At 63.1% G+C, this 21,997-nt stretch carries 16 protein-coding genes; 8 read left to right on the plus strand and 8 right to left on the minus strand.

Translation table 11 applies throughout. The features are described from left to right. The 8 genes from NEZ08_RS20265 to NEZ08_RS20300 all read left to right on the plus strand — a co-directional run bounded on the left by NEZ08_RS20265 (window position 1) and on the right by NEZ08_RS20300 (window position 12,948). A complete protein-coding gene (locus NEZ08_RS20265; protein WP_298110880.1) occupies window positions 1-870 on the plus strand; it encodes a branched-chain amino acid ABC transporter permease in 870 nt (289 codons plus the stop codon). Then, entirely contained in the window at window positions 867-1,820 is a 954-nt protein-coding gene (locus tag NEZ08_RS20270; RefSeq protein WP_298110882.1) for a branched-chain amino acid ABC transporter permease, read from the plus strand. Before NEZ08_RS20265 ends, NEZ08_RS20270 begins: the two co-directional genes overlap by 4 nt. Continuing rightward, a complete protein-coding gene (locus tag NEZ08_RS20275; protein WP_298110884.1) occupies window positions 1,817-2,566 on the plus strand; it encodes an ABC transporter ATP-binding protein in 750 nt (249 codons plus the stop codon). Before NEZ08_RS20270 ends, NEZ08_RS20275 begins: the two co-directional genes overlap by 4 nt. Next, window positions 2,563-3,285 (plus strand): ABC transporter ATP-binding protein, encoded by a 723-nt coding sequence (locus NEZ08_RS20280; protein WP_298110887.1) that lies wholly within the window; start codon window positions 2,563-2,565, stop codon window positions 3,283-3,285. Before NEZ08_RS20275 ends, NEZ08_RS20280 begins: the two co-directional genes overlap by 4 nt. A gap of 191 nt (window positions 3,286-3,476) precedes the next feature. Continuing rightward, the gene (locus NEZ08_RS20285) at window positions 3,477-4,316 is read left to right on the plus strand and encodes an MlaD family protein (RefSeq protein WP_298110890.1); all 840 of its coding nucleotides are present in this window, start codon (window positions 3,477-3,479) and stop codon (window positions 4,314-4,316) included. Between the two features lie 275 nt (window positions 4,317-4,591). Further along, window positions 4,592-10,606: a HAMP domain-containing protein gene (locus tag NEZ08_RS20290; protein ID WP_298110893.1), complete on the plus strand. Its 6,015-nt coding sequence runs from the start codon at window positions 4,592-4,594 to the stop codon at window positions 10,604-10,606. A 9-nt stretch (window positions 10,607-10,615) separates the two neighbouring features. Beyond that, entirely contained in the window at window positions 10,616-12,127 is a 1,512-nt protein-coding gene (locus tag NEZ08_RS20295) for an HWE histidine kinase domain-containing protein (protein ID WP_298110895.1), read from the plus strand. 188 nt (window positions 12,128-12,315) lie between these two features. Further along, window positions 12,316-12,948: an HAD-IA family hydrolase gene (locus tag NEZ08_RS20300; protein WP_298110899.1), complete on the plus strand. Its 633-nt coding sequence runs from the start codon at window positions 12,316-12,318 to the stop codon at window positions 12,946-12,948. An 18-nt stretch (window positions 12,949-12,966) separates the two neighbouring features. On the opposite strand, the gene NEZ08_RS20305 is transcribed toward NEZ08_RS20300, so the two are convergent. The 8 genes from NEZ08_RS20305 to NEZ08_RS20340 form a co-directional block, all read right to left on the minus strand. After that, the gene (locus NEZ08_RS20305; RefSeq protein WP_298110902.1) at window positions 12,967-15,189 is read right to left on the minus strand and encodes a molybdopterin cofactor-binding domain-containing protein; all 2,223 of its coding nucleotides are present in this window, start codon (window positions 15,187-15,189) and stop codon (window positions 12,967-12,969) included. Then, window positions 15,186-15,680 (minus strand): (2Fe-2S)-binding protein, encoded by a 495-nt coding sequence (locus NEZ08_RS20310; protein ID WP_298110904.1) that lies wholly within the window; start codon window positions 15,678-15,680, stop codon window positions 15,186-15,188. Before NEZ08_RS20310 ends, NEZ08_RS20305 begins: the two co-directional genes overlap by 4 nt. After that, complete coding sequence (locus tag NEZ08_RS20315) at window positions 15,677-17,017, minus strand: cytochrome c (RefSeq protein WP_298110907.1); 1,341 nt, start codon at window positions 17,015-17,017, stop codon at window positions 15,677-15,679. The genes NEZ08_RS20310 and NEZ08_RS20315 overlap by 4 nt, the downstream gene beginning before the upstream one ends. Window positions 17,018-17,172: 155 nt before the next feature. Further along, a complete protein-coding gene (locus NEZ08_RS20320; RefSeq protein WP_298110909.1) occupies window positions 17,173-17,976 on the minus strand; it encodes an anti-sigma factor in 804 nt (267 codons plus the stop codon). Beyond that, complete coding sequence (locus NEZ08_RS20325; RefSeq protein ID WP_298110911.1) at window positions 17,973-18,518, minus strand: sigma-70 family RNA polymerase sigma factor; 546 nt, start codon at window positions 18,516-18,518, stop codon at window positions 17,973-17,975. Before NEZ08_RS20325 ends, NEZ08_RS20320 begins: the two co-directional genes overlap by 4 nt. A gap of 131 nt (window positions 18,519-18,649) precedes the next feature. After that, on the minus strand, window positions 18,650-19,000 hold the full coding sequence (locus tag NEZ08_RS20330) for a cupredoxin family copper-binding protein (RefSeq protein WP_298110914.1): 351 nt from the start codon (window positions 18,998-19,000) through the stop codon (window positions 18,650-18,652). 14 nt (window positions 19,001-19,014) lie between these two features. Beyond that, on the minus strand, window positions 19,015-19,965 hold the full coding sequence (locus NEZ08_RS20335; RefSeq protein WP_298110916.1) for a metallophosphoesterase: 951 nt from the start codon (window positions 19,963-19,965) through the stop codon (window positions 19,015-19,017). 216 nt (window positions 19,966-20,181) lie between these two features. Continuing rightward, window positions 20,182-21,888: a porin gene (locus tag NEZ08_RS20340; RefSeq protein WP_298110919.1), complete on the minus strand. Its 1,707-nt coding sequence runs from the start codon at window positions 21,886-21,888 to the stop codon at window positions 20,182-20,184. Window positions 21,889-21,997: the final 109 nt, after the last annotated feature.

Below are 21,997 nucleotides of genomic sequence, written 5' to 3' on the forward strand. Positions count from 1 at the left end.
ATGACGCAACTGCTTCTGTTTAACGTCACCAATGGGCTCATCATCGGTGCGTTCTACGTGCTGATGGCACTTGGCCTTTCGCTCATTCTCAATCTGAGCAACGTCATTAATTTCGCCCATGGCGGCTTTCTCGTCATCGGCGGCTATATCGCCTACGCGATCACCCCCTATGTCGGCTTCTGGGGCGCGCTGGTGGTGGCGCCGCCGCTGACGGCGATCCTCGGGCTGATCACCGAGCGCGTGCTGATCCGGCCGCTTTACGGGCGCGATCCGCTCTACAGCCTGCTGCTGACCTTCGGCCTTGCTTTCATGATCGAGGACGGCACCCGCTTCATCTTCGGTCCGCAAGGCAAGCCGGTCACCGTTCCGCCCTTTCTGTCGCAACCGCTGAGCAACGACTTTTTCTTCATCACCGGCTACCGCCTTTTCATGGTGGGCACGGTGATGATCGCTGTGGCGCTTCTGTTCCTGCTGCTCCGCTACACGCGGCTCGGCGTTCGCATCCGCGCCGGCGCGCTCGACCTTGAAACCGTCGCCGCGCTCGGGATCAACGTGCAAATGTTGCGGTCGCTCAATTTTGCCGTCGGTATCTTCCTCGCCGGGCTCAGCGGCGTGCTTGCCGCCGGACAATTGGGACTGGAGCCGACGATGGGCACCGGCCTCCTGATGCCGAGCTTCATCGCCATCATCGTCGGCGGCATCGGCAGCCTCCCCGGAACGCTGTTCGGCGGACTTTTGATCGGCGTGGCGTCCGGACTGACGGCGGTGTTCTATCCGGCCGCGAGCGAGGCGGTCATGTACGTGCTGATGGCGGTCGTGCTGCTGGTGCGTCCGCGCGGATTGTTCGGCGAAGAAGGAATGCTGACTTGAGCGCCAAACAAAGCCGCAAGCTGATCGTCCTGGCGGCGATCTGGATCGCCTTGATCCTTGCTCCCTATTGGATGGTGCCGCTCGGCGGCTACACCGCGCTCGCCACCCGCGTGCTCGTGCTGGGGCTCGCCGCGATGTCGGTGAATTTCCTGTTGGGCTTCACCGGCGTGCTGTCATTCGGTCACGCCGCCTGGTTCGGGCTCGGCGCCTATGGCGCCGGATTGACGCTGAAATTCCTCGCCCCGAGCACGCCGCTCGCCCTCGTGCTCGGCATGCTTCTGGGCGGCGTTTGCGGCGCGGTTCTCGGCACACTGCTCGTCAGGCGGCGCGGCGTCTATTTTGCGATGGTGACGATCGCCTTCGGCCAGGTGTTCTATTACATCGCCTTCCAATGGAGCTCGCTGACCGGCGGCGACGACGGATTGCGCGGCTTCGAACGTCAGCCGATCGATCTCGGACTGTTCAAGCTCGATATCCTGTCGGACGCCAACGCCTTCTACTATTTCGTGCTGTTCTGCTTTGCGCTAGCGGTCGGCGCCATGGGATTCATCCTCGGCTCTCCGTTCGGCCGCACCATGATCGCCATCCGCGAAAATGAACGCCGCGCCCGTTTCCTCGGCATCCCGATCGAGCGGCACATCTGGATCGCCTTCACACTGTCCTGCTTCTTCATGGGATTTGCCGGCGCGCTCTATGCGCTGGTCAACAACTTCGCCGATCCCAGAGGCCTGCATTACAGCCAGTCCGGCGATTTCGTCATGATGGCGGTGATGGGCGGGATGCGCAACTTCTGGGGACCGCTGCTCGGCGCTGCGGTGTTCGTCGTCGTACAGGACTATCTGTCGAGCGTCACTGTGAACTGGATGTCTTTTCTGGGCCTGCTGTTTGTCCTGGTGGTGCTGTTCTTCCCACGTGGACTGCTGGGCTTTTTGCAGCGGGGCAAGGCATGAACGTCCTGGAAATCAACAACGTCAGCAAGCGGTTCGGCAATCTGGTTGCCGTGCGCGACGTTTCGCTCAACGTGGCCAAGGGCGAACTGTGCGCCATCATCGGACCCAACGGCGCCGGCAAGACCACCTTCTTCAACCTGATCAGCGGCTTCTTCCCCCCGACGTCCGGCAGCATCATTTTCGACGGCAACGATATTACGCGGCTTTCGACGCATGAACGCGTGGTGCGCGGAATGGCGAGGACCTTCCAGATCACCGAAATCTTCCCTGAACTGACCGTGTTTGAAAACGTCCGTACCGCCGCGGAGGTCGCCGGCGGATATCGCCTGCGGCCGTGGATCAGCCGCGCCGAAAGCCTGAAACTTCACCATCGCGTCGAAGAAACGCTCAAGCTGGTGTCGCTGGAAGCCCGCGCTGACCGACTGGTCGGCGAGCTTGCCCATGGCGACCAGCGCGCGGCCGAAATCGCCATGGCGCTGGCGCTCAATCCGCATCTGCTTCTGCTCGACGAGCCGACCGCCGGCATGGGCGACGGCGAGACGTATCAGATCACCCAGCTGATCCGCCGGCTGCACCGCGACAGCAACTACACGATCGTGCTGATCGAACACGACATGCGCGTGGTCTTCCATCTGGCTGATCGCATTTGCGTGCTGGACCAGGGCCGGATGCTGGCGCAGGGCACCCCGAAGGAAATTGCCGCCAACGAGACCGTTCAGGCCGCCTATCTCGGAAACGCCGCATGACCGCCGCACTCACTGCCGAAGGCCTCCACACCTATTACGGCAAGAGCCACATCCTCCATGGCGTCAGCCTCTCGGTCGTCGAAGGCAAGATCACCGCGCTGCTCGGCCGCAACGGCGCCGGCAAAACCACCACGCTGCGAAGCCTGATGGGGCTGACCGCGCCGCGTGAGGGCAAGGTTACGGTGTTCGGCCAGGAGACGACGCGCTGGCCGACGTTCCGCATCGCCGAGCTTGGGGTCGGCTACGTTCCGGAAGGCCGGCGCATCTTCGCCAATCTCAGCGTCGAGGAAAATCTCAAGGTACCGCTGGAGCGCGGCGGTCCCTGGACGATTCCGCGCATCTATCAGCTTTTTCCCCGCCTTGAGGAACGCAAGGACAACCGCGGCCGTCAGTTGTCCGGTGGCGAGCAGGAAATGCTCTCCATCGCGCGGGCGCTGTTGCTCAATCCGAAGCTGCTCATCCTCGACGAGCCTTCCCAGGGCCTCGCGCCGCTGATCGTGCGCGAGGTATTCCGCATCGTTCAGCAGATGAAGGCCGAGGGCATTTCGGTGCTGCTGGTTGAACAGAATGCGCGCATGAGCCTGGAGATTGCCGACGACGCCTATGTGCTCGACGACGGCATTGTGGTCTATTCGGGAACCGCGCGCGAACTCGCAGCCGATGATGCACGCGTTCGTTCCCTGGCCGGCGCCAGCGCCGAAGAATGGACGATTGCCTAGGCTTGCGCTCGTGATCGGTCTGCCGGACAGCAGGCCACCTGCCAGCGGCAATGCTGCAAAACCGGCCGACTTGGAGACGGAAGCCCCCAAGAAACCAGCGGCGGCCTTTCGCCTGAGGCGCTTTGCCCGTACAATTGACGAAAATCCAGGCGATTGGGTCTTTAGACAGTCTATTGAATGCGGCTTCCCCGATGAAGAAGCGCTCCGGCAATCTCGTGATCGGAACCGTGACGCTCGCGATTCTTGCGACGGGGTTCGTGGGTCTGCTCGGCGTGCGGAAATTCCACGCCGTCTCCAAGCAAACCCGGCTGCGCGTCGTGTTCGAGGGAGGCTCGGCGAGCGGCCTGCGCCGGGGCGGCAGCGTCAATTTCGATGGCGTGCAGGTGGGCGAGATCGTTTCTCTCAAGCTCGACAACCCGCGCAAGGTCATTGCCGAGGTGAGGGTCGATAAGAATGCGCCGATCCGGAAGGACACGGTCGCGGGGCTTGAGTTCCAGGGGCTCACCGGCATTGCGGCGATTTCCCTGATCGGCGGCGAGTCTGCCGAGCCGCCCCCGCCAACCGGCAAGAACGGCATTCCGACGCTGACGGCAGACCTGAGCGAAATCCAGTCGATCCGCGATACGCTGCACAATGTCGACCGGATTCTCGTCGACAATCAAACGACGATCAAGGATGGGCTGTTGAGCTTCGAGACCTATACGGCTTCGCTGGCCGGCCAGGGCGATGCCATCGATCAGGCCCTTGCCAGGGCCGATGCCGCCTTCGCGGGTTTCGATAGCGTGATTGCACGGATTGATAACGCATTTCCTGGATTCACAGATGGCAAGGCGGAGGAGCTATTCGATAGGATGCGCCAGATTCGCGAATTCGCGCGCACGTTTGACAAGAAGTCCGGAGTCGTCATGGAGGAGGCGCGGCAAACGCTGCTCGACGTCAGCGAAGGCGCCAACAAGATAACGATGAAATTCGACCCGCGAGCTGCTGTCAGCACTCCGCGGCCGCCGCGGCGGCAAGTCCCGCGCCGCTAGATATTCGCGAAGCAGGCACCCTGGCCGAACGCGAGGTTCCCGCCGCGGAACACCGTGATGGCACCGAAAGCCTGCTCGCAAAAATCTTTGAATTTGCGTGGAACGAATATTCATTTGCCGAATTAGTTTCCCTAGTTCGAAACTCACCTACTATCTTCTTGTAATATCAAATGTATTTCTCTTGCTTTGTGACCGTTCGCACGATTTGATCGTGCGAAGACCGACCCTTGTGCGCGCGGGCAGCGCGCCTTTTCGGCTTCTTCGAGGGGACTTCCATGAGTGAACTCGGTTCGGCTGGCCCGTCCACGCGTCGGCGCGTCAAAATCAAGCCCTACGCCAACGGAAAGCCGGACCCGTCGCAGGAGTTGCTGCAAGCCTTGCAGGCGATGCGCAGCGGCGACTTCTCGGTTCGAATGACCGGAAATCATCTCGGCATCGAGGGCAAGATCGCGGACACCTTCAACGAGATCGTGGCGGCCAATCAGCGGATGGCGCAGCAGCTCGAGCGCGTCGGCCAGGTGGTCGGTCGCGAGGGCAAGACGCGCCAGCGCGTCCGGTTTGGTCTCGCCAGCGGCTCGTGGGCCGATATGGAAAATTCGGTCAATACCCTGATCGATGATTTGCTGTGGCCGACGCGCGAGGTGACGCGCGCCGTCGCCGCCGTGGCGCAAGGCGACCTGTTGCAGACCGTGAAGCTCGACGTCGATGGCCGCCCGCTCGGCGGCGAGTTCCTTCAATCGGCGACCCTCGTCAACACGATGATCAAGCAGCTTTCCGTGTTCACGTCCGAAGTGACGCGCGTCGCACGCGAAGTCGGCACGGAAGGCAAGCTCGGCGGCCAGGCGCAGGTGCCCGAAGTGACGGGCGTGTGGAAAGACCTGACCGAGAGCGTCAACTCGATGGCCAACAACCTGACCGGTCAGGTCCGCAATATCGCCGAAGTGACGATCGCGGTCGCCAACGGCGACTTGTCCAAGAAGATCACCGTCGACGTGCGCGGCGAGATTCTTCAGCTCAAGGAAGCCATCAACACGATGGTGGACCAGTTGCGTTCGTTCGCCTCGGAAGTGACGCGCGTGGCGCGCGAGGTCGGCACCGACGGCAAGCTTGGCGGCCAGGCGATCGTGCCCGGCGTCGGCGGCACCTGGAAGGACTTGACCGACTCCGTTAACGCGATGTGCGGCAACCTGACGGCCCAGGTGCGCAATATCGCCAACGTCACCACGGCGGTCGCACGCGGCGACCTTTCGCGCAAAATTACGGTCGACGTGCGCGGCGAAATTCTCGAGCTGAAGGACACCATCAACACCATGGTGGACCAGCTCAACTCGTTCGCCTCGGAAGTGACGCGCGTGGCGCGCGAGGTCGGCACCGAAGGCAAGCTCGGCGGCCAGGCCCAGGTGCCGGGCGTCGCCGGCACGTGGAAGGATCTCACCGACAACGTCAACTTCATGGCCTCGAACCTGACCGCGCAGGTTCGCAATATCGCCGACGTCGCGACCGCAATCGCCGGCGGCGACCTTTCCAAGAAGATCACCGTGAACGTGTCGGGCGAGATCCTTCAGCTCAAGGAAACGCTCAATACCATGGTCGACCAGCTCAATGCCTTCGCCGGCGAAGTGACGCGCGTGGCGCGCGAGGTCGGCACCGAAGGACGCCTAGGCGGCCAGGCCAACGTGCTCGGTGTCGCCGGCACCTGGAAGGACTTGACCGAAAGCGTCAACTCGATGGCGTCGAACCTGACCGCGCAGGTCCGCAACATCGCGGAAGTGACGACGGCGGTCGCCAACGGCGACTTGTCCAAGAAGATCACCGTCGACGTGCGCGGCGAAATTCTCGAGCTGAAGGACACGATCAACACCATGGTCGACCAGCTCAACGCCTTCGCCGGCGAGGTGACTCGCGTGGCGCGCGAGGTCGGCACCGAAGGCAAACTCGGCGGTCAGGCGCAGGTGCGCGGCGTCGCAGGCACCTGGAAAGACCTCACCGACAGCGTCAACTCGATGGCCAGCAATCTCACCGGCCAGGTCCGCAACATCGCCGAAGTCGCGACCGCGGTGGCGAAAGGCGACCTGTCGAAGAAGATCACCGTGAACGTGTCGGGCGAAATCCTTCAGCTCAAGGAAACGCTCAACACCATGGTCGACCAGCTCAACCGCTTTGCGGGCGAGGTGACGCGCGTCGCGCGCGAGGTCGGCACCGAAGGCCGACTCGGCGGCCAGGCCAACGTGCCTGGCGTGGCCGGTACCTGGAAAGACCTGACCGACAGCGTCAACTCGATGGCCGGCAACCTGACGGCGCAAGTGCGCAATATCGCCGAGGTGACGACCGCCGTGGCGCGGGGCGACCTGTCGCGCAAGATCACCGTGGACGTGAAGGGCGAAATCCTCGAACTGAAGAACACCATCAACACGATGGTGGACCAGCTCAACGCCTTCGCTTCGGAAGTCACCCGCGTGGCGCGCGAAGTCGGGACCGAAGGCAAGCTCGGCGGCCAGGCCCAGGTGCCTGAAGTGGCCGGCACCTGGAAGGACCTCACCGACAACGTCAACTTCATGGCATCGAACCTGACCGCGCAGGTCCGCAACATCGCCGAAGTCGCCACCGCGATCGCGGGCGGCGACCTGTCGAAGAAGATCACCGTGGACGTGCGCGGCGAAATCCTGCTGCTCAAGGACACGCTGAACACCATGGTCGAGCAGCTTCGTTCGTTCGCGGCCGAGGTGACGCGCGTGGCGCGCGAGGTCGGCACCGAAGGCCGCCTCGGCGGCCAGGCCGTCGTGCCCGGCGTCGGCGGAACCTGGAAAGACTTGACCGACAACGTCAACCTGCTCGCCGCGCACCTCACCACCCAGGTCCGTAACATCGCCGAAGTCACCACGGCTGTGGCGCGCGGCGACCTGTCGCGCAAGATCACCGTGGACGTGAAGGGTGAAATTCTCGAACTGAAGAACACCATCAATACGATGGTGGACCAGCTCAACGCTTTCGCCGGCGAAGTGACCCGCGTGGCGCGCGAGGTCGGCACCGAAGGCAAGCTCGGCGGCCAGGCGCAGGTGCCGGGCGTCGCCGGCACCTGGAAAGACCTGACCGACACCGTCAACTTCATGGCTGCCAACCTGACGGAGCAGGTGCGCGGCATCGTCAAGGTCGTGACCGCGGTCGCCAACGGTGATCTGAAGCAGAACCTCACGGTGAAATCGAAGGGCGAGGTTGCGGCACTCGCCGAGACCATCAACAACATGACCGAGACGCTTGCGACCTTCGCCGAACAGGTGACGAGCGTGGCGCGCGAGGTCGGGGTGGAAGGCCGCCTCGGCGGTCAGGCGAACGTGCCGGGCGCAGCCGGTACCTGGAAGGATCTGACCGGCAACGTCAACCTGCTGGCGGCCAACCTGACCTCCCAGGTTCGCGCCATCGCGGAAGTGGCGACTGCCGTGACCAAGGGTGACCTGACCCGTTCGATTCAGGTCGACGCCAGAGGCGAAGTCGCGGAGTTGAAAGACAACATCAACACCATGATCACCAATCTCCGCCTCACCACCGACCTCAACACCGAACAGGACTGGCTGAAGACCAACCTCGCCCGCTTCACCAACATGCTGCAGGGCCAGCGCGACCTGGCCACCGTGGGCCGCCTGCTCCTCACCGAGCTTACGCCGCTGGTCAATGCGCATCGGGGCGTAATCTATCAGGTCCAGTACGAGGAGAGTCCGCAACTGCGCCTGCTGGCCGCCTATGCCGGCGACGGCGCCAATCCGCATCTGCAAGTGATCCAGCTCGGCGAAGGCCTGATCGGGCAATGCGCCATGGACAAGCGGCAACGGCTGGTTGCCGATATCCCGCAAGACACGATGCCGGTCAATTCGGCACTGATGCGCGTGACGCCGAAGAACCTGGTGGTGCTGCCCGTTCTGTTCGAGAACCAGGTCAAGGCAGTGATCGAACTTGCTTCGGTTTCGAGCTTCACCACCTCGCAGATGACCTTCCTCGAACAGCTCACTGACTCGATCGGCATCGTGCTCAACAGCATCGAGGCCACGATGCAGACCGAAGGTCTCTTGACGCAATCGCAACAACTCGCGGGCGAATTGCAGACCCAGCAGAAGGAATTGCAACAGACAAACGAGCAGCTCGAGCAGAAGGCCCAGCAGCTCGCCGAACGCAACGTCGAGGTGGAACGCAAGAACCAAGAAATCGAGCAGGCACGACGCGCGCTCGAGGAAAAAGCCACCGAGCTTTCACTGACTTCCAAGTACAAGTCGGAATTCCTCGCCAATATGTCCCACGAGCTCCGGACGCCGCTCAACAGCATCCTGATTCTGGGGCAGCAGCTGACCGAAAATCCCGACGGCAATTTGACGCCGAAGCAGGTCGAATTCGCGCGCACCATCCATGGCGCCGGCACCGACCTGTTGAACCTGATCAGCGACATTCTCGATCTTTCGAAGATCGAATCCGGGACGGTGACGGTCGAGGCCGAAGAAATCCTCGTTGCCAACCTGCTGGAAACCATCGGTCGTCCATTCCGTCACGAAGCGGAAAACCGGCATCTTACCTTCGACCTCGCGGTCGATCCGCATCTTGGACGAAGCATCCATACCGACTCCAAGCGGTTGCAGCAGGTCCTGAAGAACCTGCTCTCCAACGCCTTCAAGTTCACCGCAGAGGGCGGCGTCCGCCTCAGTGTCTCGGCCGCGCTTGGCGGCTGGAGCGCCGACCACCCCGTGCTCGATCATTCGCCCGCGGTGGTCGCTTTCGAGGTGTCCGACACCGGCATCGGCATTCCACAGGACAAGCAGAAGCTGATCTTCGAAGCGTTCCAGCAGGCGGACGCCGGCACCAGCCGGAAATACGGTGGTACGGGGCTTGGCCTTGCGATCAGCCGCGAGCTGGCAAGCCTGCTCGGCGGCGAAATCCATCTGCAAAGCACGCCCGGCAAGGGCAGCGTATTCACGCTCTATTTGCCGCTGAAATATTCCGGGCCGACGGTTGCGCCGCGTGGCAACGTGCCTGCGCAACCGTCGCAGCCGGGCCTTGCACCAGCGATGCATGCCAGCACGCAGGAGCGCGTCATCGAGCAGTTGCCGGACGACCGGCTGAACCTCGAGCCCGGCGACACCATTCTCCTGATCGTCGAGGACGATACGCACTACGCGCGGGTTCTGGTGGATCTCGCTCGCGACAAGGGTTTCAAGGTTCTGATCGCGACGAGAGGCGCCGAAGCGCTCGACCTCGCCAAGCAATATCAGCCGACAGCCATTTCGCTCGACGTGTTCCTTCCCGACATGCTCGGCTGGACCGTGCTGAGCCAGCTCAAGCACAACCCGCTGACGCGGCACATTCCCGTCCAGATCATCACCCTCGACGAGGACCGGCAGCATGCGTTGGCGCGGGGTGCCTTCTCTTTCGTCAACAAGCCGACGACCACCGAAGGTGTCGCGGCGGCTCTAACGCAGATCAAGGAATATGCCAGGCCCCGCCGCAAGCGCCTCTTGATCGTCGAAGACAACGCAGCCGAGCAGATGAGCATCAAGGAACTGCTTGGCCACGACGACATCGAGATCATCACGGCCGAAACCGGCGCCAGCGCCCTGACGACGCTGCGGGATTCGCCGTGCGACTGCGTGGTGCTCGATCTCAGACTGCCCGATATGAGCGGCTTCGAGGTACTCGATTCCATCCGAAAGGACGAATCCCTGTCGGAGGTTCCGGTGGTTGTCTTTACCGGCCGAGAACTCTCGGTCGAGGAAGACGCGGAGCTGCACAGCATGGCCCGCAGCATCGTCGTGAAGGGCGTGGAATCGCCTGAGCGCCTGCTCGACGAGACCTCGTTGTTCCTGCACCGCGTGATCACGGAATTGCCGGTCGAGAAACAGCGGATGCTGGAAAAGCTCAACAGTTCCGACGAGGATCTGGTGGGCCGCACCGCCCTTCTCGTCGACGACGACGCCCGCAACATCTTTGCGCTGTCGAGCGTCCTGGAACGGCGAGGCATGAAAGTGCTCACGGCGACGACCGGCAGCGAGGCGATCGCTTTGGTCGGCTCGAACCCGGAAATCGCCGTCGTGCTGATGGACATCATGATGCCGCAGATGGACGGTTATCAGACCATCGGCGTGATTCGGGCGAACCCGGCGTTCCGGCGGCTTCCGATCATTGCCTTGACCGCCAAGGCGATGAAGGGAGACCGGGAGAAATGCCTTGAGGCCGGGGCCTCCGATTACCTCGCCAAGCCTGTCAACACCGAGCAGTTGCTGCTTGCGATCAGAATGTGGCTCCATCGCTGAGTGCGCTAGATGACAGACCACGAAAAGGTAGACATCCTTCTGGTTGACGATCAGCCGGCCAAGCTCCTGGCCTATGAGGTCATTCTCAAGGAACTCGGCGAGAATCTCGTGGTTGCGACCTCGGGACGGGAGGCGCTCGAATATCTGCTCAAGAACGAAGTGGCGGTGATCCTCGTGGATGTCTGCATGCCCGAGCTCGACGGCTTCGAGCTCGCGGCCATGATCCGCGAGCATCCGAGGTTCCAGAAGACGGCGATGATTTTCATCTCCGCCATCCAGGTTTCGGACCTCGACCGCCTCCGAGGCTACGAAATGGGCGCGGTCGATTACGTGCCAGTGCCTGTCGTTCCCGAGGTATTGCGGGCCAAGATCCGCGTTTTTGTCGACCTCTACCGCAAGACGCGGCAACTTGAGCGGTTCAATGCCGAGCTCGAGGACCGGGTGCGCGCCCGGACCAGGGAGCTCGAATATTCGAACGCACGGCTGCTCGAGAGCGAGCAGCGCCGGAGCCTTGCCCTCGCCGCAGGACGAATGGGGTCCTGGGACTGGGACTGGGTCAACGGTGACTGGATGTGGGACGAAGGTCAGTTCCGGATTTTTGGCGTCGACCCCAAGACCTTCACCGTCAATCCGGACAATGTGCGCGCCCTGCTGTACCCGGAAGATGTCCACGAACTGCGCAAGGCGATCCTCCAGTTCGATAAAGGCGTCAAGTCCTACGAAACCGAGTTTCGCATCGTTCGTCCCGACGGCGAAATCCGTTGGCTGTTCGGCACCGCCGCCGCCACGACCAATGCGGCCGGCCGCGTCATTCGCGTCAGCGGCGTCACCGTCGACATTACCGAACGCAAGCGCGCCGAAGAAAGGCAAACCCTGCTTACCCGCGAGGTCGACCATCGCGCCAAGAATGCGCTCGCGCTGGCGCAATCGATCGTCCGGCTGACGCGCGGGGAAAACGCCAAGTCCTACATGCAGGCCGTCGAAGGCCGCATCGGCGCGCTGGCGCGGGTGCATACCATCCTGTCGCTTTCAAGCTGGCAGGGCGCGGAGATCACCAAGCTCGTCGACGAGGAACTCGCGCCTTATCTGGTCAACGACCAGATCGTATTTGGCGGATCGAACGTCCAGCTCCAGCCGGCGACCGCGCAGACCTTGGCGATGGCACTGCACGAGCTGGTCACGAACTCGGCCAAATATGGCGCCTTGTCGACGCTGACGGGCCGCTTGGCAATCAATTGGAAGGTCGAAGCGGATGTTCTCGCCATTCAATGGGAAGAGCGGGACGGACCGCCAGTCGTGGAGCCGGCTTCGCGCGGCTTCGGCACGCGCAGCGTGATTGCCAGCATCGAATCCCAGCTCGGGGGCCGCGCCGAATTCGACTGGCGCCGCGAGGGCCTGATCTGCCGGCTCTCGGTTCCGTTAAAGCAGTACCCGGCGTCCCGACAAGCCGGCAATCGCCAACATGCGGCGCTGGCCGCTGCCGAGCGAGCGGCCGAAGCCCCGAAAGTCGCAACACAGTGACTGATCGTCCCTTAGCTGCCTGAGAAGCTGGCGCGAGGCCACAGGCCATGTTAGCGGCTTTTCCGGCCAAGGCATGATCCGGAAAAGTATCTAGCGGTTTTCCGAAAAACCATGCTCAATCGAAGAGCTCAAGCGCGATGACGGTTCGACCCGATCTCATCGCGCTTTGGCATACGGCGGGGAGAGCAATGTTCGAAGCTGTGATCTGGGATTTCGGCGGCGTGTTGACGTCCTCGCCGTTCGAAGCTTTTGCCCGTTTCGAGACCGAGCGCGGCCTGCCCGCCGATATTATCCGCCGCACCAACGCCGCCAATCATTTGGAGAATGCCTGGGCGAAGTTCGAGCGCGCGGAGATCGACATCGAAATGTTCGACGGCTTGTTTGCCGCGGAATCGCTGGCGCTGGGTGCCGAGGTCCGGGGCAAGGACGTATTGCCGCTGCTCGCGGGCGATCTGCGGCCCGAAATGGTCGAGGCGCTCCGCCGCATCCGCTCCAAATTCAAGACCGGCTGCATCACCAACAACCTCCCCGCCAATGCGATCGGCAGCGCAGGCGGACGGATGCTGTACATTGCCGAAGTCATGGCGCTGTTCGACCATGTGATCGAATCGGCCAAGATCGGCCTGCGAAAGCCCGATCCAAGAATCTACCGCTCGATGGTGGACACGCTCGCGGTCGATCCCAAACGCTGCATCTATCTCGATGACCTCGGCGTCAACCTGAAGCCGGCGCGCGAGATGGGTATGACCACGATCAAGGTCGCCAACGCCAAACAGGCGGTCGCCGAACTGGAAGCCGCGACCGGGCTTTCGTTGCAGTAACCAGCCGCCGTCGCGCGCCTACGCGTCGATCGCATCCTTGATCCTCTTTCGCGTCAGCGGCAAATCACGCAGCCGCTTGCCGGTGGCATCGGCGATCGCGTTCGCCACTGATGCCGCGGCCGGGCCCTGCCCGGTCTCGCCGCTGCCGAGGAACGGCAGGCCCGGACGATTGATGATGTGGACGTCGATCTTGTCCGGCACCGCATCGAAACGCAGGATCGGATAGGTTTGCCAGTCGATGCTGGTGATCCGCGTCTGATCGAAGGTGACGGCCTCATACAGCGTCCAGCTCGTCGACTGCACGATCGCGCCCTCGACCTGGTTGGCCAGCCCATCGGGATTGACAACCTGGCCGCTGTCAACCGCAGCCACCGCCCGCACCAGACGCGGACGCCCGGTCTCCCGGTCGACCTCGACCTCGCTCGCAATCGCGCAATAGGCTGCGAGGTTCTTGTAGCGCGCAAAGGCAAAGCCGTAGCCGCGCCCCTCGGGCGCCTTTTGTCCCTTTTGCCAGCCGAATTCCTTGGCCGCCTTTTCCACGACCTCGCGGGCTCGCGGATCGTCGAGATGCTTCAAGCGGAATTCGACCGGGTCGGCACCGGCGAGTTCGGCAAGCTCATTCATGAAGCTCTCGATCGAAAACACATTGTGGTAGGCGCCGAGCCCGCGCATCGCCGAAATCCGCACCGGCATTGAGGGGATGAAATGATGCACGATATGGGCGTTGGGGAATTTGTAGATCGGGATCGCGTTGCGGTCGCCGCCGCCTTCCGGCAGCGGCAGCGGCTTTGCAGGGGGGACCGCAAGCGGATCGGCCATCAGCTGGGCCGCCAGCATGCAGCCGCCACCGCCCGGTCGCATCGAATGCGTGTTGCTCCAGACCTCGAAATTCCACGACGCGATCGCACCGGAGTCGTCGAGCGAGGCTTTCAGTCTGGTGACCATAGCCGGGCCGTAGGGCTCCCAGCCATGCTCCTGTTCGCGCATCCATTGCACGCGCACGGGCTTGCCCGGCAGTTCGCGCGCGATCAAGGCGGCATCGGCCGCGGCATCATCGGCGCCGTTGTGTCCGTAGCAGCCCGAACCCTCGACGTGAATCAGGTGAACATTCGCCGGCGGCACGCGCAGCATCTCGGCAATGCCGGCGCGGTCGGGATAAACCCCTTGCGTATGGGTCCACACCGTCATGACACCGCCGCTCAACTGCGCGACCGCGCAGGATGGACCGATCGAGCCGTGCGACTGGTAGGGACGCGTATAGCTGGCCTCCAGCGTCTTTTTACCCGTCTCGGCAGGGTCGCCGACTTCGAAGATGACCGAGTCCCGCGAGGGCAGGCTGGTGACGACGTGCGGCAGATCGTGCTGGTTCGGCAGCTGCGCTGTTTCCTTCCACTTCGCGGCGGCCGATAGCGCCCGCATCGCCTTGATGGCCTGGAACTCCTTTTGTGCCACCACCGCCAGGAAATTGCCGCTGCGCACGACCTTCACGACGCCCGGCAGCTTTTCGACGGAAGCGGCATCGCATTCCGTCAACTGCGCGCCATAGCTCGGCGGGCGGACGAGGCGCGCATGCAGCATGCCCGGCAACCGCATGTCCTGGACGTAAGCGGCGCCGCCAGTGACCTTGGCCGGAATATCCACCCGGGGCACGGGGTGCCCCATCACCTTGTAGCTCGCAGGATTCTTCAGATTCGATTTGACCTGCGCCTCGACGTGCAGCATGTCGCCGGCAACCAGATCGCCGTAACTCAGGCGGCGGCCGTCGGGCGCGATCACCGCGCCGCTTTCGGTGCGAAGATTTTCCGCCGGCACATCGAAGCGCCGGGCGGCTTCCGCGATCAGAAGCGCGCGCACCTGCGCCGCCGCATTGAGGATCGCGGTGCCGCTATCCTGCATCGAGTGGCTGCCGGCCGTATAACCCTCGTTCGACGTGCGGCTGGTATCGGCGGTCACGACCTTGACGGCTTCGAAGGGAACATCGAGCTCTTCGGCGGCGATCTGCTGGAACGCGGTCTTGAAGCCCTGGCCGAGTTCGACCTTGCCGGTGAAGGCCGTGATGCCGCTGGCATCGATGCGGATCCAGGCATCGAGATAGGGCGACTTTGCGAGGCTGCCGGGAGGCTTTGGCGCGGCGCTCGCGCCCTGTTCCTGCGCAAAGGCGCCCGGCAACGCGAAGCTGACGATCAGGGCGCCGCCGCTCGCGAGCACCTGACGGCGATCGGGATGGATCGGACCGTTCATCGCGGGCTCCCCTTTTCGTTCGTCAATTCGGCGGTATCCATCAGATGCGCGGCACGATGCACGGCACGAAGGATGCGCATATGGGTGCCGCAGCGGCAGAGATTGGTTTGCAGCTCCTCGCGAATCTGCGCGTCCGTCGGTTTCGGATTCCGCTGCAACAGCGCCTGCGCACGCATCATCATGCCGGCGATGCAATAGCCGCATTGCGCCGCCTGCTCCTCCATGAAGGCGCGCTGGATCGGCGCCGGCTTGTCCACCGTGCCTAGGCCTTCCAGCGTCGTCACTTCCTTGTCCTTCAACAGGACGAGCGGCGTGACGCAGGACAACACGGCCCTGCCGTCAACGATCACCGTGCAGGCGCCGCACTGGCCGAGGCCGCAGCCGAACTTGGCGGCATTGAGCTTCAGGTCGTCCCGCAGCACATAGAGCAGCGGTGTGTCGGGATCGGCGTCGATCTCGTGATCGTGGCCATTGATCTTCAATGTCATCATGGTTTGTCTCGCTGCTTCAAACCGCCGGGCGCGCTATCGCTCCCGCGAGAAGTTTTCAGAGCTACGGTTTCCGTCTGCCTGGCATTGCGCACCGCCTGATCGACGCCGCTCCAGGGCGGCCGGGTGCTGAAGCGGCTGCGGAGATATTGCAGCAAGGCGACAAGCTGATCGTCGGTCATGCTGTTGGCAAAACCCGGCATGATGGGGCTGCGTTCCCCGCTCACGGGGCGGATGCCCGACAAAATCACGTTGGCGGCGTTGCGCGGGTCCGGCGCACTGAGCGCCGTACTGAGCCGCAGGTCGATCCCGCTATAGGGAAGCGGCCGGTCCGATTCATGGCAGGTCGCGCAGGCCGCCTGGTAGATCGCAGCGCCCGGCTGGTCGGCGGCGGCTGCCTGAGCGCCGTTGCCCTTGGCCGGGCCGTCGCGCCCCTGCGGCGGTGGTCCAAACACGCTTGCCATATAGAGGGCGATCGCGCGAACGTCGCTCTCGGGCACCGAGGACAGGTTGGCGGTGACTTCCGCCATCGGACCGCGCGCGGTGCCATGGTCGGCATCCCAGCCGTCGCGCAGATAATGAAACAGCGCGTCCTGGGTCCAGGGCACCGGCGCATGCGATTGCGCGTTGATGGCATAGGCATGCCAGTTCTCGACATTGGCGCCGGAAAACGAGGCGTTCGCCTCCTCCGCGCCCAGCCCATTGCGCGGCGTATGGCAGGCGCCGCAATGCGCCAATCCATCGACAAGGTAAGCGCCGCGATTCCATTCCGCACTTTGGCTGCGGTCCACCTTGTAGGTCCCGCCTTTCAGGAACAAGAGCTTCCAGCCGGCGATGATGAAGCGCTGGTTGAAGGGAAAGGACAGTTCGTTGGGATGATCGGTTGCGCGAACGGCAGGGCGCGTCATCAGGAACGCATAGAGCGCGCGGTCGTCCTCGTCGGTCACATTGGTGAAGTGATCATAGGGAAAGGTCGGATAAAGGTGATGTCCGGCCCGATCGACCCCGAACCGCATGGCGCGCCGGAAAGCCGCTTCCGACCAGCGGCCGATGCCGCTGTCCGGATCGGGCGTGATGTTGGAGGAATAGACCGTGCCGAACGGCGTCGGCACCGGCAAGCCGCCGGCGAAGGCCTTGCCGCCAGGCGCCGTATGGCAGTCGTTGCAATTGCCGATGGCTGCGAGATCGCGACCGCGTTTGACGAGTGCGCGGTCGAAGGATTGCGGCGCGGGAGGCTCAATCGCCGCGATCACTGGCCGCCAGGCGATAGCGAAGGCCGCAATCGCTGCTGCGATCACCACCACGAACGCGATAGCGGCGAGTACTCGTAGTTTGCTCATCCCGGTCCGAACGTCTTGTTGCTTTTGGCGCCCTTGCTAGCACGAATTGCCCGGTCGCGTCCAAGCACTGCCGCTCCCCGGTGAGAGGCGGACACGCGCTTTTGTCCTCTGAACCGACCGGCTTGCTGCCGCACTATCGGAGCGCGCCGCCCGCACTACGGCCTGGTTATTTCCGGCGCGGGCGCTGCGGCGGAAAAGGCGCGTTCGAACACAGCCAGATCCGCAGCCGGCAAGTCGCCCACTGCGACATAGCTGAAATTGCCATCGCTCCAGCTTCGAACGTTGTAGCCAGCGATCGCCTGGTCAGGGACGGTCTCGCCGGGGCGCAGCGTCGTGAGGCTCACCGTATGTGCGGCATGCTTGTAGACGATCGTCGCCACCGGACGATCGCCGATCACGTCGACCCGGCCGCCCAGCAACGTGAAGCCCTGCGCCGAGAGATCCGGCACCTGCGGCGATTCCGGCAGCCGTGACGTGAACCACGGCTTCACCGTGTGGCGGTCGGAGGACGCGATGTCGAACGGCTGCGGCGCCATCAGGCCGCGGATATGCCCGGCGACGACCTCGCTGGCGATCGTGTCTCTTCGGCTGAAGTGATCCATCGTTTTCAGCACGGAGCCGGAGATGACGGCGCCGAGCAGCGCGGATGCGGCAAGCGCCTGGAAGGACCAGCTGCGCCGGCGCAAGGCAATGGCATGATTGGCTCTGCCGGCCTGCTCCGCGCCGGTCTGCTCGGCGTTCAGCCGGGCCTCGAGGCGCGCCTGCAGGCCGGATGGCACGTCTGCCGGCGGCAGCGTGCGAACGGCCCGCCGCAGCGACATCAGCTGCGAATAACGAGCCTTCAAGGCAGCGTCGCTCGCCATCCGCCGCTCGAATTCGCTCGCGGCAGCCGGATCGAGTTCGCCGTCGCAATAGGCGTTGAGCAGCAGTTCGTCACTCTCGCGCAAGGAGGCATTCATGCCTGCTGTCGACCTCCAACAAGTGCCATCAACAGCTGCCTTGCTCGCGACAGCCGCGACATGACGGTGCCGATCGGCACATTGGTGATCTCGGCAATATCGCGATAGTTCATCTGATTGATTTCCCGCAGCACAATGACTTCGCGAAACGGGGCCGGCAATTGCGCCAGCGCGCCTTCGATCTGCTCGGCATCCGCCTTGAGAAGCGCAGCCTCCTCGGGCGTCTCTATTTTCGTGCCGTACAGGCCTTCATATTCAAGCTCCTGCTGTTCGGCCGCATTGAGATCGTCGATATACGTCACTGACTTGGGCCTGTTCCTGGTCAACCAGCTCAGCGCCGTGTTGCGCACGATCGCCAGCGACCAGGCGCGCGGGTTGACGGCTCCGAAACCCTTGATGCCCCGGAACGCCCTGATCGCCGCTTCCTGCACGATATCTTCCGCATCCGATGCATTGCCGGAAAGCCATCGCGCGAGGCGATAAGCCTCTGGCAGGTGCGGCAGGAAGATCTCGTCGAACGCGTTTCGGTCGTCGTTTTGCACTACGGCAATTTTCCGTTGGCCCGATCCGAGCTTTCCGGCCGGTCTTTTAACATGTCGTGTTCAGGTTCGGTACACCGGAAAGTCTGCCGGTGTACCTTGCCTGCCCCTGCTCACCGAATCCCACGGCGTGATTACTTCACGATGATCGTGCCGGTCATCTGCGGATGCAGTCCGCAAAAATAGCTGAAGGTGCCGGGACCGGTGAAGGTGAAAGAGTAGGAATCGTCGGTGTCGAGCGCCTTCGAACGAAAGGACTTGTCGCTCGCGATTACGGTGTGCGGGATGTCATCGTGATTGACCCACTTCACCGTCGTACCTGCCGGAACGGTAAGGTCGTGCGGACCGAAGGTGAAGTTGTCGATGACCACCTCATTGGGCGCCTGCGCCGCACGCGCGCCGTAGGCGAGGCACGCGCCGGCAATCGGACCGAGCAGCAGCGCGATCAAGACGGCGCGGCGCGATGGATTTACGAATTTGCGCATGGAAGTCCTCAGGATTAGCCGGCCAGCGTCTTGTCGATGATGGCGAGCGGCTTGTTGCCTTGCATGACCGTGACGGTCGACAGGCCGAGTTTGCTGCGGAGCTGATCGGCGGGGACGAGCATCGGTCCCGGTGAAGGCGCGCTGCCCGGCGCGGGCTGCGGGAACGCGGTCGACAGTGCCGTGTGGAAGGTCATTTTGCCTTCGACCTTCTGGGCGAGTTGATGGATGTGACCGTTGAGAACGGTGACCGAACCGAAGCGCTTGAGCAGGTCGAGCGCGCGCTGGCCGTCGTCGGTGCCCCAGCCCCATTCCCTGTAGAGGACGTAAAGCGGGATATGGGAGAACACGACGATCGGCGTCGAGTTCGACCTGCCTTTCAGATCTGCCTCGAGCCAGGCGAGTTGTTCAGCGCCGAGATTGCCGAGGCCACCGGCTTTCAAGTCCACGACGTTGACGAGGCCGATGAAATGGACGCCGTGATCGTCGTAGGAGTACCAGCCCGCGCCCTTCGCGCCCTTGCCGTAGCGATCGAGATAGGCCTTGCCGCGGTCTTCATCGATGATGTCGTGCTCGCCGGGCACCCAGTGCACCTGAAGGCCGGTTTCACCGAATACCTTGTCGGCGTTGTCGAACTCGGCAGGCCTGGAAAGATGGGTGATGTCGCCGGTGTGGATGATGAACGACGGCTTGACCGGCATCGCCTTCACCTTGGCAACCGCCTCCCGCAGCGTACCGAGCGCGTCGGGATTCGCCGCCTTGTCGAACCCGATATGACTGTCGCTCATTTGCAGGAAGGTAAAGCCGCTGACGGCTTCCGCCGCGGCGGCCTCGCCGATCAATCCGATGGAGTGAGGCACGCCGCCGCTGACGGTCCACAGGACGCCGGTTCCTGCCCAGACCATGCATTCCAGCACGTCGCGGCGCCCCACTCCCTTGATCTGATCGTCAGCGGCCGTTTTCGCCATGTCATCTTCTCCCTCGGTGAGCCGGGTGGCTCCACTTGGCGCAGGATTGCGCCCTACGAGGATGAAGACTCGCGCGCTTCGCCGTTTATTCCCGGCCGGCGGCAGCGACGGTAAACGGCCGGTTCCGGAAGGGCCGATCCGGCAGGCATCCTAAAAAGAATTGGGGGAGCGGAAATTCCGCTCCCCCAACAACTTTAGATTTGGCTTCGGTCTGGCTTAGAACTGGTAGCGCAGACCGATGCCGGGATCGAACGTCGAGATGTGGGTGTTCATCACACCAGGAGTGCCGTTGGCGGTCGACAGCATGGTGCCGCTTGCGAAGCCACCGAACTTCTGGTTCCAGGCTACGCCGGCATACATGTCGACGTGACGGGCGAAACGCCAGTCCATCGCGACGCTGACCATGTCCTGGCCACCGGCGCAGCCCGCAGAGGCGGCGCTGTTGGCGGCGCAGGCGGCAGCCTGGTTGCCTGGAGCGGGACCCGCTCCCGGAACATTGGAGTACTGCCCGGTCGGGATACCAGAACCGACCTGGAAGTAGCCGGCGCGCTGGCCATAGTACGAAGCCGCGATGTCCAGGGTCGGGGTGATCGAGTACTTCGCGCCGATCCAGAACACGTTCAGGTTCTTGTCCTGGGCGTAGAAGTTGTTGTTGACGAAGGCGAGGTTATAGCCCGCGTAAATGAACGCACCCGGAGCCAGCGCGTTGTTCGGGTTCTGATACTGGACGTGCTCATACCCGCCGTAGAACTTCCACGGACCGATCGTATAACGAGCGGCAACCTGGAAGACGGTGTTATCGGAGACGATGCCCGACATGCAACCCAGCGAACAGGGGATTGTATATCCGACGCCGTTGCCCGTCGCGGAGGCCTGGTTGGCAGACAACAGAGCGACCTGCGACGACGACATGGTCGCCGGAAGAACGAGGGCGTCGCTGATGTGGCCACCGACGAAGTCCATCGAGAAGCCCATGTAGTCGAAGCCGAGATCGCCTTCGAAGGCATTGTTGGTGGCGCTGTTGCCGCCGTTGCGCAGCTGCGCCTCAACTGCCAACCGCACCGGGCCGACGTTCAGGCGATACTCATAGGAGTTGTCGTAGATGCGGTCTTCGGTATCGCCGCCGCCGCCGGAAGCGCCTTCGAAGGTGAGCAGCGACCAGGCGTTCGAGCCGGACAGCGCGTCATAGTTGACGACGAGGTCCGAGCTCAGCGCCGACTGACGGCCCATGGTGAAGGTACCATAGGTGGGCGAACTGACACCGAAGTAAGCGGCATTGTTGAACATCTCGCCGCCCTTCGACGAGTCGCCGTAGGAGTTGGCGAAACCGCCGCCGAGCTGCGGCGACTGGCCGAGGCCGTTGTTCTGCTGGAAGCCGCCGAGCTGGTTGGCATTCATGCCGCTCGCCGGGTTGAACAGGGTCTGCAGGTTGAACACGGCGTACAGGTTGTCGCCGATCTCCTGCTTGCCGCGCAGACCGATGAACGAGGTGCTCATCTGGTTGGCTGCAACGCCGAAGTAGGAGCCGTTGGAGGCCTTTTCGACCATGTAGTTCAGCGGGCCGCCGGCCAGTGCGTTGAACGGCGTGCCGTGCTGTTGATAGTCGATGCCCATGTCGAAGTTGCCGTAGACGCAAATGCCCTTGATGCAGATGTCGTCGTTCTCCGGCGGCCGGGCCTTGACGGCGGCCTTGTAGGGCAGATCGGCGGCCATCGCGTCGACCGGGCTGATGGTCGGCGCGGCTTCTTTCTGCGCTTCAAGCGCCTTCTGACGCTTCTCGAGATCGGCGAGACGCTTGGTCATCGCCGCGTTCTGCTCGCGGAGTTGCTTGGCCTGGGCCTGGATATCGCCCAGCTCGTCGGCGTGAGCCGCCGTCGCTGCAAAAGCCAGGACGGCTGCTGCTGAGATAAAAGTCCTTTTCACGTAGATCCCCCAAAATAGGCGCGGCAAAAGGAAATATGCCGCGGACTGCTAAAGGTACGGAGCCTCGAACGAGGACTCCTACGTGAATCATCCTGCATCACCTCGCCGT

The organism is Bradyrhizobium sp. (assembly GCF_027451485.1).
In the GTDB taxonomy this organism is placed as follows: Bacteria; Pseudomonadota; Alphaproteobacteria; order Rhizobiales; family Xanthobacteraceae; genus Bradyrhizobium.

Excerpts from the sequence above, each read along its gene's own strand:
- NEZ08_RS20295 (WP_298110895.1), top strand. The coding sequence starts at position 10,616 with ATGACAGACCACGAAAAGGTAGACATCCTTCTGGTTGACGATCAGCCG.
- NEZ08_RS20320 (WP_298110909.1), bottom strand. The coding sequence starts at position 17,976 with ATGAATGCCTCCTTGCGCGAGAGTGACGAACTGCTGCTCAACGCCTAT.
- NEZ08_RS20285 (WP_298110890.1), top strand. The coding sequence starts at position 3,477 with ATGAAGAAGCGCTCCGGCAATCTCGTGATCGGAACCGTGACGCTCGCG.
- NEZ08_RS20330 (WP_298110914.1), bottom strand. The coding sequence starts at position 19,000 with ATGCGCAAATTCGTAAATCCATCGCGCCGCGCCGTCTTGATCGCGCTG.
- NEZ08_RS20275 (WP_298110884.1), top strand. The coding sequence starts at position 1,817 with ATGAACGTCCTGGAAATCAACAACGTCAGCAAGCGGTTCGGCAATCTG.
- NEZ08_RS20315 (WP_298110907.1), bottom strand. The coding sequence starts at position 17,017 with ATGAGCAAACTACGAGTACTCGCCGCTATCGCGTTCGTGGTGGTGATC.
- NEZ08_RS20305 (WP_298110902.1), bottom strand. The coding sequence starts at position 15,189 with ATGAACGGTCCGATCCATCCCGATCGCCGTCAGGTGCTCGCGAGCGGC.
- NEZ08_RS20310 (WP_298110904.1), bottom strand. The coding sequence starts at position 15,680 with ATGATGACATTGAAGATCAATGGCCACGATCACGAGATCGACGCCGAT.
- NEZ08_RS20300 (WP_298110899.1), top strand. The coding sequence starts at position 12,316 with ATGTTCGAAGCTGTGATCTGGGATTTCGGCGGCGTGTTGACGTCCTCG.
- NEZ08_RS20290 (WP_298110893.1), top strand. The coding sequence starts at position 4,592 with ATGAGTGAACTCGGTTCGGCTGGCCCGTCCACGCGTCGGCGCGTCAAA.
- NEZ08_RS20265 (WP_298110880.1), top strand. The coding sequence starts at position 1 with ATGACGCAACTGCTTCTGTTTAACGTCACCAATGGGCTCATCATCGGT.
- NEZ08_RS20335 (WP_298110916.1), bottom strand. The coding sequence starts at position 19,965 with ATGGCGAAAACGGCCGCTGACGATCAGATCAAGGGAGTGGGGCGCCGC.
- NEZ08_RS20280 (WP_298110887.1), top strand. The coding sequence starts at position 2,563 with ATGACCGCCGCACTCACTGCCGAAGGCCTCCACACCTATTACGGCAAG.